We start from the raw sequence: 16,528 nt of genomic DNA, 5'->3' as shown, positions 1-16,528 counted from the left end.
TGCACTAATTATGACATCCACATGAAATTTCGACCAGTTTCTTATACTAGCACGAAAATATTGTGGAAATCTAAACACATCTCGTTATTCTTAAGGTATGAAAAGATCACGAAATGCAAAAATCATCGCAACGCTGGGTCCGTCTAGCTCAACCCGCGTGCGTATCGAACAGTTGTTTAAGGCCGGCGCTGACGTTTTCCGCCTGAACTTCTCCCATGGTTCCCACGAAGATCACAAAGATCGCTATGATGCGATCCGTAATGTGGAAAAAGAATTGAACAGCCCCATCGGCATTATGATGGATTTGCAAGGCCCGAAATTGCGCCTTGGGACTTTTCGTGATGGCAGTGCCTTGTTGGGGATGGGAAGACGTTTTCGCCTTGATCTTGACGAAACGCCGGGTGATGTAACGCGCGCGCCTTTGCTCCATCCTGAAATTTTTGCTGTTTTGAAACCGGGCATGACCTTGTTGCTTGATGATGGCAAAATGCGTTTAAAGGTTTTGGAATGCGGTGAAGACTTTGCTGAAACCGAAGTTATGGTTGATGGCGTTTTAAGTGATCGCAAAGGCGTAAATGTCCCTGATGCGGTTTTGCCGCTTTCAGCGCTAACAGAAAAAGACATGACGGATTTGCGCTATGGTTTGCAGTTAGGTGTTGATTGGGTTGCGCTTTCTTTTGTGCAAAAAGCTGATGATATTCGCGAAGCGCGCAAAATCATCGGGAAAAAAGCTTCTATTGTTGCCAAGCTTGAAAAACCCTCTGCCATTGATGATCTTGATGAAATTATGGAACTCACAGATGCGGTCATGGTTGCACGTGGCGATCTGGGTGTTGAGCTGCCGCCAGAAGATGTGCCGATTTTGCAAAAACGCATAATCACGACAGCGCGCAAATTAGGTAAGCCTGTGATTGTGGCAACCCAAATGCTTGACTCCATGGTGAGTGCACCTGCGCCCACACGTGCAGAAGCCTCTGATGTGGCAACGGCTGTTTATGATGGTTCTGATGCGGTGATGCTCTCTGCAGAGACCGCTGCGGGGGATTATCCTATTGAAACGGTTGAGATTATGGACCGGATCATTCAACGCGTGGAAGGTGACACGCTTTATCAACGCATTCGTGAGTCTGATCGTACTGAACCTGAAGAAACTGAAGCTGACGCGATTAGTGCAGCAGCACGTCAAGTTGCCAGCACGATTAAGGCCGCAGCCATCGTGACTTATACAACGACGGGCTCCACATCATACCGTGTGGCACGTGAGCGTCCTGAAACCAGAATTCTGGGTCTGACGCCAAAGGTTGAAACCGCGCGCAAACTCGCCCTTGTCTGGGGTGTTGTGGCTGCGGTTTCTGCGGATGCTGAAGATTTTGCAGAGATGGTCAAAGGGGCGAGAAAGGTTGCCAAGGCAGAGAAAATTGGTGAGCGTGGGGACAGTCTTGTTGTCACCGCAGGTGTTCCGTTTGGTACGCCGGGCGCAACCAATATCTTGCGCATTGCGACCATAAGCTAAGCCAATGTTTGGTGATATTTTCTCAATTCTGGTGCCGGTCTTCGTTTGTGTGGGGATCGGCTATGGGTGGTCTAAAAGTGGGCGTGCGTTTGACACGCCCATGGTCACAACGATTGTGACCTATTTTGGCACGCCGTGTCTGGTGTTTTACGCCTTGGCAAAGGTGGAGTTAGATACTTCTCACCTGTGGAATATGGGATTAGCCGCCCTTTGGGCAAACCTTGCTTTTGCGGTGATTGGGGCGGTGGCTTTAGCTATTTTCAAATTACCCCAACGGGCTTTTTTACAAGCACTCACATGGCCCAATGTGGGGAATGTGGGCTTGCCTTTATGCTTGTTGGCATTTGGGCAGGAAGGCTTGGCGCTGGCGATTGCCTTTTTCACCGTCTATGTGGTTTTACAAATGACCATCGGTGTGGCTTTTGTCTCGGGTAGCTTTTCACCAAAATCAATTTTAAAAATGCCGATCATTCCGGCAACGCTTTTGGCCTCACTCTTTTTATTCAGTGATCTGGAAGTACCCGTTTGGTTATTTAACACCACAAAATTAATTGGTGATCTAACCATTCCCTTAATGCTCTTTACCTTGGGTGTATCGCTGGCAAGCTTGAAAATGGGTAGCCTTAAAACCGCTGTCTGGTTATCGGTCTTGCGCCTTGGTATGGGCTTTGGGGTTGGTGTGGCACTTGTGGCACTGATGGGCTTAAGCGGGCCAGCAGCCGGTGTGGTTATTTTAGAATGCGCAATGCCCGCCGCTGTCTTTTGTTATCTTTTTGCACAGCTTTATGACCAGCGGCCTGAAGAAGTCGCTGGCCTTGTGATTGTGTCTACCTTCATGGGCTTTGCGGCTTTGCCAGCCCTGTTATGGTATGTGCTTTAGGGGTTATTGAGCGGCCAGATCAGAAGGTCTGGCGGCTTTAAACTCTTTTAGAAGTTTCTTCTCCTGTGCCTTAACCTTATGAACCGCCTGTTCCTTAATATGACCAAATCCGCGAATTTCACGGGGAAGGTCAGCAATTTGGGTGGCGATATCAAGATTATAGTCTTTCAGGTTTTGACAGATTTCTTCCAGCGTTCCCATATATTCAGAGATCAGCGCGCGTTCCATTTTACGCTCGGCTGTTTTGGCAAATATATCGTATTTCCCACCGCGCAATCCTTTGAATTTGGCGAGAAACTTAAAGACAGAAAGTACCCATGGGCCATATTCCTTTTTAAGGGGGAGGCCTGTTCTTTGATCACGGTCTGCAAGCAGGGGCGGGGAAAGATGGAAGCTGATCTTGAACTTGCCTTCAAATTGTTCTGAAAGTTTTTTCTTAAATTCAGGGGAGCTATAGAGGCGCGCAACCTCATATTCATCCTTATAGGCCATGAGCTTTGCTAACACATGGGCAACGGATTTTGTCAGTTCTTGTGAGCCTGTGCCGAGTTCCTGTTCAGCGCGATAAACGCGCGAGACCATATGACTGTAGCGTTCAGCATAATCAGCATCTTGATAGTCTGTCAGATGGGAAATGCGATGTTTGATCAGGGCTTCAAGGTCTTGTTGAATGAACTGTGGTTTTTCATCTTCAATCAGCTCTGAAAGCTTATCCATATCATGTGCTGCCCAACGTCCCAAAACAAAGGCACGTTGGTTAAAGTCAACCCGTACGCCATTTAGCTCAATCGCTTTAAGTAGGGAACCTTCAGAGATGGGGATAAGGCCCAGCTGGAAGGCATAGCCGACTACAAACATGTTTGAGCCAATAGAATCCCCCAATAGTTTTGAGGCAAGCTGGCTGGCATCAAAGAACCAGCTATGTGCTTTATCAACAGCCTCGGCAATAGATTGCTTCATCCCATTAAGCGGGAAGGGGGCATCACGGTTACAGGCAAAGTCCGGTGTCATGACCTTATGGTCATTAATGATGGCTTTTGATTTTCCTGATTTTAATTTTGCCAAAGCATCAAAACTGGCAGAAGTCACCAGATCACAGCCGAGCATGAGATCAGCCTCGCCTGCGGGGATTTTAACCGAATAGATATCTTCAGGGCTATCTGCCAAACGGATGTGGGAGATGACTGAGCCATTTTTTTGCGCCAAGCCTGTCATATCTAAAACGGAAACTCCTTTATTTTCCATATGGGCAGCCATGCCAAGAAGTGCACCGATGGTGACAACGCCCGTGCCGCCAATACCTGTGACAACAATAGAATAGGTCTCGTTCGTTGCGGGTAGTATCGGGGCGGGCAGGTGGGTTGTGGCAAAATCGTCAGCTTGGGTATGGCCTTCTTTTTTGCGCAAATTTGCCCCATGAACGGAAACAAAACTCGGGCAAAAACCGTTGACGCAGGAATAATCCATATTGCAGGTGGATTGGTCAATTTTACGTTTGCGTCCCAAGACCGTTTCTTTTGGGGTAATGGACACACAGTTTGAGGCAACCCCGCAATCACCACAGCCCTCACAGACCGCATCATTGATAAAGAGGCGACGTGCAGGCACAGGTGCTTTGCCGCGTTTTCGCATGCGGCGAAGCTCGGTCGCACAATGTTGGTCATAAATCAGGACGGAGACACCGGGCCAGTTGCGCAGGTCGCGCTGGACTTCATCCATGTCATCGCGGTGATGAAAGCTCACATCAGGGGCAAACTCCATGCGGCTTGGATATTTGTTTGGCTCATTTGACACAATGGCAATACGTTTTACCCCCTCACCATTAAGCTGTTTGGTGAGGCCTTGGACTGTAAGTGGCCCATCAACAGGTTGTCCCCCTGTCATGGCAACCGCAGCATTAAAGAGGATTTTATAGGTGATATTAACATTTGCGCCCAAAGCTTGGCGAATGGCAAGAATGCCGGAATGATAATAGGTGCCATCACCAAGGTTTGCAAAAACGTGGTTTTCTTTGGTGAAATGGCTTTGCCCGACCCAAGGCACGCCTTCGCCGCCCATCTGGGTGAAAGTTTGGGTCTGTTCTGCACGCACCCATGTGGCCATATAATGGCACCCAATGCCTGCCAGTGCGCGTGAGCCCTCAGGCAGTTTGGTTGAGGTGTTATGGGGACAGCCAGAACAAAAGGTCGGCATACGGTGTGTGGTGCGCCGTGGTTTTGCCAGTTCTTCTTCTTTGGCATCTAACCAAGCCAGACGTTCTTCAATGGCGTCATCGGTGAAATATTTTTTGATGCGCGCGGCAATCACGCGGGCAATGCGCGCAGGGGAAAGTTCATTGGCACTGGGTAAAATCCAATCGCCGTCTTCATCAAATTTACCAATCACGCGCGGGCGGTCTTTTTCATTCCAGTTATAAAGTTGCTCTTTAAGCTGGTTTTCAATAACCGCGCGTTTTTCTTCCACCACAAGGATTTCATCTAAGCCTTTGGTGAATTCTTTAATGCCTTCAGGTTCTAGCGGCCACGGCATGGCGACTTTATAAAGGCGCACGCCAAGTGTGCTGGCGCGGTCTTGATCAATGCCTAAATCTTCAAGGGCTTGGAGTACATCTTGATAGGATTTACCGGATGTAACAATGCCTAAACGCGCTTTGTCGCTATCGATCATGACTTTATCAAGCTTATTGGCGCGCGCAAAGGCAAGGGCGGCATAGAGCTTATATTTTTGCAGGCGATATTCTTGTTCAAGCGGTTTGTCAGGCCAGCGGATATGAACGCCATCGTTTGGGAAATCAAAATCAGGATAGAGCGTTTGGATACGGTTTGGGTCTATATAGACCGAGGCTGAGGCATCGACGGTTTCTGAGATGGTTTTCATGGCCACCCAGCAGCCGGAAAAGCGCGACATTTCCCAACCCAGAACGCCGTAATCTAAAAATTCCTGCACATTAGACGGGTTGAGCACAGGGATTTGCGCATCCATAAAGGCATATTCGGACTGGCACGGAATGGTGGAGGATTTACAGTTATGGTCATCCCCAGCCAGTGCCAAGACCCCACCATTGGGCGAGGTGCCCGCATAGTTGGCATGTTTAAACACATCACCGGAGCGATCAATGCCCGGTGTTTTGCCATACCACATGCCATAGACACCGTCATAAAGTGCACCTTCAAACAGGCCAACCTGTTGAGAGCCCCAAACAGAGGTGGCGCCCATTTCTTCATTAATGCCGGGCTCGAACTTAATATGTTGGGCGGCAACAAATTCTTTGGCCTTCCAAAGCTCACGATCCAAATTGCCAAGGGGAGAGCCGCGATAGCCAGAGATAAAACAGGCCGTGTTGAGCCCTTTAAGTTCATCGCGTTGTCGTTGCAACATAGGCAGGCGCACAAGGGCTTGGGTGCCTGTCATATAGGCTTGTCCGCATTCTAAGGCGTATTTATCCGACAAAGTTACATCGCGTTGAATATTCATGGCTCGTCCCTGTAATTTCGTTTTCTTATTATGTAAGTATCAGGGGATGAATTACCAGAATTCAATAGGTAAGTTGGCCTGTCCTAAAAATAGCAAGAATTGTTGCAATAGAAGGGATTACAGGTTTTAAAATTTCAGGCTTTTGTCAAAAAGATGCCTTTATGTTGCGCACAATGCTGCGCAGCATTTTGGGTGCATTTGCGAAGAAAAAGCTCAGCCCATATAGTCTTCAACAAATTCAGCCTGAATGGATTTAATCCGCTCGCTATGGCTGATGAGGGAAGTGACACAGTCCGGGTCTAATTGCTTGCCAGCTTGGCTTTGCAAATACTCAAAGGCGTCTTCGTTTGTCCATGCATTTTTGTATGGGCGTCGGCTGGTGAGCGCATCAAAAACATCTGCCACAGTACAAATGCGGGCTTCTATAGGGATTTCTTCACCTTCAAGCCCATAGGGGTAGCCTTTGCCATTAAGGCATTCATGATGATAAGCCACGATATTATAAAGGGTCTCAAAAAAGTTGAGCGAGTTCAGGCCAAACTCGTTGTTCATCATCGTGATGATTTCAACGCCCTTTGTGACATGATCTTTCATATGCTCAAATTCTTCAGGGCTCAGTTTGCCGGGCTTAAGTAAAATATCATCAGGCACAGCGACTTTGCCCACATCGTGAAGGGGGGAGAACTGGAAAACATATTCCACCCAGTCATCTTCTTTATAATGTTTTGGCGCAAGGTCGCGTGCAATCAGGCGGGCGTATCTGGACATGCGCTCTAGGTGATTACCCGTTTCCTCATCGCGAAAGCGGCTGAATTCACGCGCAGTTTGAACCGCACCTTTAAAGGTGTTTAGAGTTTGAAGCTCATTGATCAATAAAAGGGAGATAACACCTGCATAAGCCTTGATGGTGGCATGGCGCAGATCAGAGAAAAAACCTTTTACGGGGGAGTTGAAAAATAAAAACCCATACAGTTTGCCATTAAACTGTATGGGTTGGGTCATGCTGGACAGATAACCGGATTCAAGTAATTTTTGACTGTGGAAATTATCACCGCTTATTTGGCTAAGGTCATCAATAATGCGGGTTTGGCTTGAATTGGCAAGTTCCTGAAGAGATTTGGCTTCACTAAGGCGGGCTTCATAAAAACTAATGGGGGAACTACCATCTGTTGAATGGGCAAATGTTTTTAAATTGTCTCTTTCTTCATCATAAACGGCAATGGCAACCCGGCAGAGTTCAGGATGAAGCTGGCGGATCTCTTCATGGATTTTGCAGAGCCGTTCTGCGAGAGTTAGCTCACTCTTGCTGAGTAATTGTTGTAACATCGCGGTGCCTGTTAATAAAACTTATTGTATATTATTAACGGGAGTATAAACGTAGAAATTTCAAAAAGCGATTATCTGCTTGTAGTCATACTTAAGGACTTAACCGTAAAGCTGGGAGAGTTGATCGCCATATTGCGCCTTGATGATATGACGCCGGATTTTAAGGGTGGGGGTCATCTGTTCATTCTCAATACTAAAGGCCTGATCGGTTAAAATGAATTTGCGCACTTTTTCAATGTTGGAAAGCTCTTCATTAACCCGCGCGACTGCTTGAGCAATGAGGGTTTTGAAGGCGGCATTTTCAATGATAACGCTGAGGTCTTGTGCAACATCGTTCTCGCTTGCCCATTCAAGGGCGAATTCTTCATCCGGTACAATCAGCCCGACAAGATGGGGGCGCTGGTCGCCATAGATCATGGATTGGGCGATTTCTTTTTGCAAGCATAGGAAACCCTCAACCCGTTGCGGGGAAATATTATCCCCACCAGAATTTACAATAATATCTTTCTTGCGATCGGTGATTTGCAGATAGCTATCCTCATCAATAAAGCCAACATCACCTGTATGAAGCCAGCCATCAATAATGGTTTCTTGTGTGGCTGTGGGGTTGCGCCAATAGCCTTTCATTACCAAATCGCCGCGCACCAAAATTTCCCCATCAGGGGCAATTTTAAGGTCGGTGTTTTCAAGGGCAGGGCCAACGCTTTGCATTTTAATTTTATGGGGGGCATTAACACTAATCACGGGGCCGGATTCAGTCTGTCCGTAACCTTGTAAAATGCGTATGCCAAGGGCTTGAAAGAAGATACCTACATCCGGGTTAAGCGGTCCGCCACCTGAGACCATAGCCTTAAGGCGACCGCCAAATTTTTCGCGCACTTTATTGCGCACAAGTTTTTTAAGCGCCATATTCTGGAGGCTGCCTAAAAAACCCAAAGGCTCACCGAGATATTTTGCCCGGCCCAAATCATGGGCTTTCATGAAGATTTGTTGCTTCTTTTCACTTTGCTTTTCCAGCCCGCGCAGGATTTTACCGCGCATCATTTCATAAAGGCGCGGAACTGATGTCATCAGCGTCGGGTGACATTCTGCCATATTGGCAGCAAGGGTATCGGCGCGTTCAGCATAATAGATTTGCGCGCCCAGATAAATCGGCCACATCAATCCGGCGGTATGTTCATAAGAATGTGAGAGCGGCAAGAAAGAAAGGAAAGTTTCATCCTCAAGCCCGATGGATTTTAAAAGCTTGGTCGCACCTTGGCAGTTATGCAGGATGGAGCGGTGCGCAAGCATTACCCCTTTGGGCGTGCCACCTGTGCCTGAGGTATAGATGATACAAGCAGTATCATCCAAGCTAAGCTCGCTTGCCTGTTGGATAATTTCATCATCAAGCCTCGCGCCTGTTTCAACCATCTCTTGCCAGCTATGCAGAGGGTGGGAGAGTTCTTGTTTGAGCTCAAACCCATCCATGGTGATAACGAATTCAAGCTCAGCTGCGCCATGGGTTGCGGGCAAAAGTGTCTCGCTAAGGCGCTGGTTTGAAACAATGGCGGCTTTAGCTTGGGAGTTATTTAAAATATGACGATGATCATTTACCGTATTGGTCGTATAGGCGGGAACCGTGATGGCCCCTGCTGCCATAATCGCCATATCGGCAATGCCCCATTGTGAACGGTTTTCTGAGACCAGAACAATACGATCGCCTTTTTCAATGCCATGTTTTTTTAAGGCACGTGCCAGATTGACCACTTGATTTGCAGCTTCTGACCAGCTTGTGGAAACATATTGATCATCAACTTTTTGCCAGACAAAAGGCTTATCGCCCTTTGCGTTGGCTTGATCAAAAAACATGGTGACCAGATTGGGCCAGAGATAGTTTGTCATAATTGAATGTCTTGTCCGGTTGACATTATGGGGATAAGCGCCAATTCTAGCCGCAAAACCCTCTCTTCATCAAAGTGAAAAAGAACAAATGAAAACAAATTTACCAACTTGGGACCTAACTCACCTGTATTCTTCCATCAAGGCGGTTGAGCTTAAAGATGATTTAAGCACGGCAAAAGAGCTGGCACAAAACTTTGCCAAGGCCTATCAGGGCAAGCTTGCCACGCTGGATGGGAAAGGTTTTGCAGCCTCCCTTGAAGCCTATGAACAAATGGAAGATATCTTGGGGCGCGTGATCAGTTATGCCCAGTTGCAATATTCAAGCGATAATACCGATGCTGCCATCGGTCAGTTTTATCAAAATATGCAGGAAGAAATTACTGACCTTTCCAGCTTGATCTTGTTTTATACTCTAGAGATCAACAAGCTTGAAGATGAGGTGTTGGAGGGTTTCTTTAAAGAAGAAGCCGCTGCAAAATACCGCCCATGGGTGATGGATGTACGGGTGCATCGCCCCTATCAGCTTAGCGAAGAAATGGAACGTCTGCTGCATGAAAAATCGGTCAGTGGTAAACGGGCGTGGAACCGCCTGTTTGATGAGACCATGGCAGGCCTTCGTTTTCCCCTACAAGGCAAAGAAGTTACCATTTCAGATGTGCTTGATAAAATGTCCTCTAAAGAGGGGGCGGAGCGCAAAGAGGCTGCTAAATCATTCGGTGGTGTGTTAGGTGAAAATATCCGTCTTTTCTCTCTCATCACCAATACCCTTGCCAAGGATAAGGCGACGGAAGATCAATGGCGCGGGTTGGAACGTCCCATCTCATCGCGCAATCTGTCTAACCTTGTGGAAGATGAGGTTGTGGATGCGTTGATCGGCTCTGTAAAAGATTCATATGGCGATCTGGCGCACCGTTACTATGGGTTTAAGGCAAAATGGTTTGGTGTTGATAAACTGGATTATTGGGATCGCAATGCCCCCTTGCCTGAAGATGATGATCGCAAGATCGAATGGAGTGAGGCCAAAGACACAGTGCTTACCGCCTATAATGCTTTTGATGGGGAGATGGCCCAAATCGGTCAACGTTTCTTTGATGAAAACTGGATTGATGTACCCCCACGCGCAGGTAAGGACAGTGGTGCCTTTGCCCATCCTGTAACGCCATCAGCGCATCCTTATATTTTGCTGAATTATCATGGCAAGGTGCGTGATGTGATGACATTGGCCCATGAGCTCGGTCATGGTGTACATCAGGTCTTAGCTGCAGACCAAGGCCCCTTGATGGCTGATACACCCCTGACCTTGGCAGAAACAGCCTCTGTCTTTGGGGAGATGCTGACCTTTCGCTCTATGTTGGATAAAGAAAGTGATGAAAAACGCCGTCGCATTATGCTGGCAGGCAAAGTGGAGGACATGCTCAACACCGTTGTGCGGCAAGTGGCTTTTTGTGATTTTGAACGCCAAGTCCATGATGAGCGCAAAAAAGGTGAGTTAACGCCTGATCGCCTTGGTGAGATTTGGATGTCTGTACAAACTGAAAGCTTAGGTCCAGCCTTTAGATATGAAGATGAATATAAGCATTTCTGGGCCTATATTCCCCATTTCATCCATTCGCCTTTTTATGTTTATGCCTATGCCTTTGGCGATTGTCTGGTGAATTCCCTTTATGATGTGTTCCAAAATGGTCATGAGGGTTTCCAAGGTAAATATCGCGATATGTTGGCCGCTGGTGGCTCAAAACGTCATAAAGAGTTGTTAGCACCCTTTGGTCTGGATGCGTCTGATCCAGATTTCTGGAAGCGTGGCCTTAATGTGGTGTCTGGCTTTATTGATGATTTGGAAGATGTGATCTAGGCTATAGTCTGATACGCTCAGGGGTAATGGGGATGGAAACTTTCGTCCCCTTACCTTTGTCACTTTCAATTTTAAAGCCCCAGCCATGCAGGCGAATAAGAGATTGCACAAGAGGCAGGCCAAGGCCTGTGCCTTCATGGCTTCTTGAAAGCTGGCTTTCAACTTGTCCAAAGACTTCAAGGGCTTTTTCAATTTCTTCTTGGGTCATGCCAATGCCACTGTCTGTGACTTCCAGCAAAATATTGCCATTTTGTTGCGCACAAACCGTGACGCTGACCTGACCATTTTCTTCTGTAAATTTAACCGCATTGGACAGCAGGTTGATGCAGATTTGTTTCAAGCGGGTTTTATCGGCAAAAATTAGCGGGAGCCCTTCATCCACTTTAGTTGTGAGCTTTACGCCACTTTGATAGGCGCGATCTTTGACCAAGCGTAAGCTTGCTTCAACGACTTCTTTAAGGTCAACATCTTCTTCTTCAAGGGTGAATTTTCCAGCCTCAATGCGCGAAACATCCAGTACATCATTGATAACATCCAGCAAATGTACCCCGGATATATGGATGCTGTTGATATAGTCATCGTAGTTTTCCGCATCTTTTACCGGGTCGAATATTTTCATTTTGATAGCTTCTGAAAAACCGATAATGGCATTTAAAGGGGTGCGCAATTCATGGGACATATTGGCTAAAAACTCAGATTTTGCACGGCTGGCAAGTTCGGCTGTTTCTTTGGCTTGGCGCATGTCTTCTTGATGTTTGATTAAAATGATATGGGTTTGGTAAATAATGAAAAAGGCAAGGAAGACGCAAATAATTGCCACAGTAATGATGGCGACTTCGCTTTTATTTAACGTGCCGACCAGCTCTATTTGAACCTCTTCGATGTTATTTTCAACCGCAGAGACAGTGCTTTGTGACAGGATGAAAATAAGGTCAGTCAGGCTGCGTTGCTCATTTAAAATAAGCTCAATTTCATGGTCGGTTTCAAGCTCATCCTGCTTTACTGAAAAAAGGTTTTTGTCGCCAAGAATATAGCTGTTGAAACGGGTTTTAAGCTGTTTAATATTTTCTTTTAAAATCGGGTTTCGTTCAGCAAGTGGTCCTTGAAGGAAGGCGTCAATGGCATGGCTGAAGTCACTGAAAGATTGAATGTACTGGTTTTGTAATGCAGGCAGTAGGTGAGCATCTGTGATTTGCGCAGCACCATTTAACAGGCTCACCATTAATGTGGAATTATTTCTGATCGCCATGGCATATTCAATATTATGCAGGGCGTAATCTGTCAGTCCGGTGATTTTCTTTTTTGTATCCTTAAGCTCAGAGTTGTCTTTGGATTTTTGTATCCTTCTTGAAATTTGGTGGGCTGTTCGACTGCCTTGAAGGCGGGTCAGGGAGGTCACCCCATAAATAAGCGGGGTAAGCACATCGGCAAGTTCATTTTGTAGATTGTGCACATCCTTCATAATGGTTTGATGAACCGTGCGCTGGTCAATGCGGCGATGGGTTAATTGGCGGATTTTTAAGGTCAGCCCCCAGATACGTTCACTGTTTTTCTCAAAATGATCAAATTGCTCCGTATCTTGGTCTTGGCCCAACATATTCAGGGATTGGCGCATGTCATTGTAATGTTTAGACAGGCGGGTAATCTCACTGATGACTTGCTTATGAGTTTTAACCAGAGCAATTTTAGGGGCGCCCGCGGCAATGAGGGCTGCTCGTTCTGATAGGCGAATGGTTGCCGCCATGCGGGGCAGGGTTTTTGTGGTGGCATTTTCAACGACGCCCCCAAACATGTCAAAGGCAATTAATGCGACGGTAGAAGCCACAATAACAAGCGCGACAATACTGCTAAAAGCAATAAGGAGCCGTGTCCTGATTATGTTTGCTTCACCCTTATTCATTACTTAAGGCTTGATTAGCTTGTGTTTGAGAAGGATGTCTTTGGCATTTTTGGATGTAATGCGTTGTGTGGGTAAAGTCAGGCGCTTATCAATTTCTTTGCCTTGAAGAAACATCAGGGCTTGGCGGATTGCATCTGCACCAGGTGTTTTATAAAGGAAAGTTGCATCTAGTTTACCTTCATGCACCCACATAACCCCTTCACCGGGGATGGCATCAATCCCAATGAAAGCAATGTCTTTTTCACGTTTTATATCACTTGCAGCCAAATAGGCACCATAGGCCATCGGGTCGTTATGGGCATAGATCACATCAATTCTATCGTGGGCCTCCATAGCATTTGCGGCAATTTCATAGGCTTTATCCTGTTTCCAGTCGCCATCTTCAGCCTTGTTCAGGAGTTTGATGCCTGCTTCTTTTGACACGACTTCCCAAAAACCATTATGGCGATCATGGGCCGGTGTTGATTTCATACCGCCCCAAATCTCAACAATCGTTCCTTTGGCTTTGCCCCTACCGCCCAGAAGCTCAACCGCATAAGCCCCCGCTGTGCGCCCAATCAGTATATTATCACCACCGATAAATTGGGTGTAGTGGTCATTGCTGATATCGCGGTCAAGAACGAAAACCGGAATGCCAGCGTTAAAGGCTTTGTTGACCACTGCTGTTAGGCCATCAGCTTCTTTAGGAGAAATGAGGATAGCATCGACTTTGCGAGCGATGAACTCTTCCATATCAGCGACTTGTTTAGGCACGCTATCTTGCCCGTTTCTGACCAGTAAAGTCACATTTGGATGTTTTGCGGCTTCTGAACGTGCTTCTTGGTTAAACAGCAAACGCCATGGCTCCGTCGTGGTAGCTTGGGAGAAACCAATGATAAATGTATCTTTAGCCAGAGTGCTTTTTGAGCCAAACGTAAGCAATGAGCCTAAGGCAATAAGTACAAAGAGAAGATGGAATGAAGTCTTTATGGAATATTTCATGAATGCACCTTCCTGTTTTATTTCATTGCTTTTATTAAATATGAAGCCCTTAGCCCCTGTCAAAGGATATCCTTAAAAATCACGCGATAAGATTGCATTGAAGCATTAGGTAAGCACGATAGAATGGTTGTATATAATTTTTCATCATATCGTTGTGTGTAATTATCACTTTTGGCTCTCTTTCTTTAAAATTAAGCCTTGTCCTTTTTTAAGTGATTGCGCATGATGATTGGTAAAATAACGATAAAACATGACTAATCTGCCTGAGATAGAGATATTGGATCAGAAAAATAAAGGTGCGGGCATTCTTTCTCAAGTCGTTGAGAGTACACCTGTACCGACATTTGTAATTGATAAAGACCACCGGGTTATTCACTGGAATGCGGCTTGTGAAAAAGTTACTGGTGTGAGTGCTGAGGAAATGCTTGGCACCCAAAAGGCATGGCATCCTTTTTACCCCGAAGAACGCCCCACGATGGCGGACCTTGTTCTTGAGGATCAGGAAAAGGGGATTGAAGAACATTATAAAGGCAAATATCACAAATCTGAAATTATTGACGGTGCATGGGAAGCAGAGGACTTCTTTCCCCATTTTCCAGATGGGGGGAAATGGCTTTCCTTTACAGCGGCGCTTTTAAAGGATGACAATGGCGAGATCATTGGTGCGGTTGAAACATTGCGTGATATCACAAGGGAAAAACGCTCAGAAGCCTCTTTAAAGAAAAACCAGAAAATCCTTTCTGAAGTGGTGGACGGCTGCCCGGTCCCCATGTTTGTGTTGAATGATGAACATGTGGTGACCCACTGGAATAAGGCGTGTGAGTCTATTATTGGAACCAAGGCCGAAGATATCGTGGGGACCAAAGACCAGTGGAAAGCATTTTACGATAAAGAACGCCCCGTGCTGGCTGATTTGGCCATGGAACATAAATATTCAGAACTCAGTGAATATTATAAAGGTATTTGGGCGGCGTCTCCTTTGATTGCGGATGGTTGGGAAGCAACGGATTATTTCCCAAACTTTAAACCCGGTCCAAAATGGCTTTATTTTACCGCAGCACCACTGCATTCAGATGATGGTAGTGTCATTGGCGCGGTGGAGACATTGCAAGATGTGAGCAATCAAAAGCAATATGAAGCCAAGTTAGAATTTCAGGCAAATCATGATGCGCTAACAGGCCTTGCAAACCGTAACCTGCTGACCGATCGTTTAAAACAAGCCATTGCCCATGCGGGGCGTGATAATCGCCTGCTTTCGTTACTCTTTATCGATCTTGATAATTTTAAGACGATTAATGACACCTTGGGCCATAATGTCGGGGATCAACTGATTTGTGAAACGGGGCGTAAAATTTCCAATACGGTACGCAGCGGTGATACGGTTGCCCGATTGGGGGGGGATGAGTTTGTTGTCTTATTGTTTGCACCTGAAAGTGAAGATCATGTCACTGATATCGTACAGCGCTTAACAGAAGAAGTCGCCACAAGCTACTGCCATGAGGGGCAGGACTTACATGTGGGCTGTAGTGTGGGGGTAGCCATGTATCCCCAAGATGGCACGGACGTTGACACGCTGATGAAAAATGCCGACAGCGCTATGTATCTTGCCAAAGCAACGGAAAAAGGCAGTTTCTGCTTTTTCACGCAAGACCTTACAGAGCGAGCCATGCGCCGTTTACAGATTGAAAATGATCTGCATAAAGCGATTGATCGTCAGGAATTTGAGCTGGTCTATCAGCCAATTTTTGAGCTGGCAACGGGAAAGATTATTGCCGCTGAAGCTCTGTTAAGATGGCACCATCCAGAACAGGGGGTGATTAACCCGGTTGATTTTATCCATATTGCTGAAGAAACCAGCATGATTGTGGATATTGGCGAATGGGTGCTTAGAGAAGCTGCTAAAGAAGCCATGCATTGGCATGAAGAAATTGGCAAGACACTTCGTATTTCAATCAATGTATCGGCTCGTCAGTTCAGAAATCATGAAATCCATGAAGCCTTGGCGCGGGTCTATAGCGAGATTGGTCAACCCGGTTTTAATATTGAGTTGGAACTGACGGAAAATCTTGTTATGCGCAACCCTGAAAAAGCCGAAGACAGCCTTGATTTGCTGCGCGATATGGGGGTGCATCTGGCGATGGACGATTTCGGTACTGGCTATTCCAGCCTCGCCTATTTGCGCCGCTTCCCCTTTGATATGATCAAAATTGATAAAGCTTTCGTTGATGATCTTGGTAGGAATAAAGAGGCCGAAGCTATTGTACGCGCTATGCTGGAGCTGGGGCGTGCCCTTGGTTTGCGCATGTTAGCAGAAGGCGTGGAAACCGAACTGCAACGTGCGTTTTTAGCGCGCGAAGGCTGTGATGAAGTGCAAGGCTTCTTATTCTCGCGCCCATGTAGCGTTGAAAAGTTCAGACAGATGTTGATTGAGGATAAGGGTTAACCATCCCAAAGGTTTTCAGCACCGGGCAGGGCACGTCGTGCACTGACAATCAATTGTGGTTCAATTTCAGCTTGTTCACAAAAAACCAGCAAGGCACTTTCATCTGATAAGAGAAAGTCCAAAATGCCAGCCAAGAAGGCAGGGTCGGTGAGGTTGGATTGAAGGTCATCAATCCCGGCCCCTGATTGTGCAAGAAAGCCATGAAGCGCGCGTTCTTCGCTGCTGATAAAAGTGATCGCCTGTAGTGCAATCACCTCTGCCTGTTCCTGTTTCAT

The 16,528-nt window shown here is 46.5% G+C and carries 10 protein-coding genes; 4 read left to right on the top strand and 6 right to left on the bottom strand.

Going from position 1 to position 16,528, the window contains the following annotated elements:
* Positions 1–97 precede the first annotated feature (97 nt).
* Both pyk and MTBPR1_RS02965 read left to right on the top strand, forming a co-directional pair.
* Entirely contained in the window at positions 98–1,513 is a 1,416-nt protein-coding gene (gene pyk / locus MTBPR1_RS02970) for a pyruvate kinase (RefSeq protein WP_069186029.1), read from the top strand.
* A gap of 4 nt (positions 1,514–1,517) precedes the next feature.
* Complete coding sequence (locus MTBPR1_RS02965; RefSeq protein ID WP_069186028.1) at positions 1,518–2,393, top strand: AEC family transporter; 876 nt, start codon at positions 1,518–1,520, stop codon at positions 2,391–2,393.
* A gap of 3 nt (positions 2,394–2,396) precedes the next feature.
* On the opposite strand, the gene MTBPR1_RS02960 is transcribed toward MTBPR1_RS02965, so the two are convergent.
* From MTBPR1_RS02960 to MTBPR1_RS02950, 3 genes are all read right to left on the bottom strand, one after another.
* Entirely contained in the window at positions 2,397–5,867 is a 3,471-nt protein-coding gene (locus MTBPR1_RS02960; RefSeq protein ID WP_069186027.1) for an indolepyruvate ferredoxin oxidoreductase family protein, read from the bottom strand.
* A gap of 213 nt (positions 5,868–6,080) precedes the next feature.
* Positions 6,081–7,193, bottom strand: coding sequence for an HD domain-containing phosphohydrolase (locus MTBPR1_RS02955; protein ID WP_069186026.1), 1,113 nt, complete (start codon positions 7,191–7,193; stop codon positions 6,081–6,083).
* A 99-nt stretch (positions 7,194–7,292) separates the two neighbouring features.
* Positions 7,293–9,077 carry an AMP-dependent synthetase/ligase gene (locus MTBPR1_RS02950; protein ID WP_069186025.1) on the bottom strand — a complete coding sequence of 595 codons (1,785 nt, stop codon included), beginning with the start codon at positions 9,075–9,077 and terminating at the stop codon, positions 7,293–7,295.
* A gap of 88 nt (positions 9,078–9,165) precedes the next feature.
* Here MTBPR1_RS02950 and MTBPR1_RS02945 point away from each other — a divergent pair, with 88 nt between their 5' ends.
* Positions 9,166–10,929, top strand: a complete 1,764-nt coding sequence (locus MTBPR1_RS02945) for a M3 family oligoendopeptidase (RefSeq protein WP_069186024.1) — start codon at positions 9,166–9,168, stop codon at positions 10,927–10,929.
* A 1-nt stretch (position 10,930) separates the two neighbouring features.
* Here MTBPR1_RS02945 and MTBPR1_RS02940 read toward each other — a convergent pair whose 3' ends face one another.
* Complete coding sequence (locus MTBPR1_RS02940; protein WP_069186023.1) at positions 10,931–12,829, bottom strand: sensor histidine kinase; 1,899 nt, start codon at positions 12,827–12,829, stop codon at positions 10,931–10,933.
* A gap of 3 nt (positions 12,830–12,832) precedes the next feature.
* The gene (locus MTBPR1_RS02935) at positions 12,833–13,810 is read right to left on the bottom strand and encodes a substrate-binding domain-containing protein (RefSeq protein ID WP_069186022.1); all 978 of its coding nucleotides are present in this window, start codon (positions 13,808–13,810) and stop codon (positions 12,833–12,835) included.
* Between the two features lie 250 nt (positions 13,811–14,060).
* Between MTBPR1_RS02935 and MTBPR1_RS02930 the strand changes: the two genes are divergently transcribed.
* Positions 14,061–16,253, top strand: a complete 2,193-nt coding sequence (locus MTBPR1_RS02930) for a sensor domain-containing protein (RefSeq protein ID WP_069186021.1) — start codon at positions 14,061–14,063, stop codon at positions 16,251–16,253.
* On the opposite strand, the gene MTBPR1_RS02925 is transcribed toward MTBPR1_RS02930, so the two are convergent.
* Positions 16,250–16,528 carry a DUF3572 domain-containing protein gene (locus MTBPR1_RS02925; RefSeq protein ID WP_069186020.1) on the bottom strand — a complete coding sequence of 93 codons (279 nt, stop codon included), beginning with the start codon at positions 16,526–16,528 and terminating at the stop codon, positions 16,250–16,252. The genes MTBPR1_RS02930 and MTBPR1_RS02925 overlap by 4 nt on opposite strands.

This window comes from Candidatus Terasakiella magnetica (assembly GCF_900093605.1).
GTDB classification, from domain to species: Bacteria; Pseudomonadota; Alphaproteobacteria; order Rhodospirillales; family Terasakiellaceae; genus Terasakiella; species Terasakiella magnetica.
The sequence above is the reverse complement of the archived record's forward strand: the minus strand, read 5'-3'. Positions and strand labels throughout refer to the sequence as shown.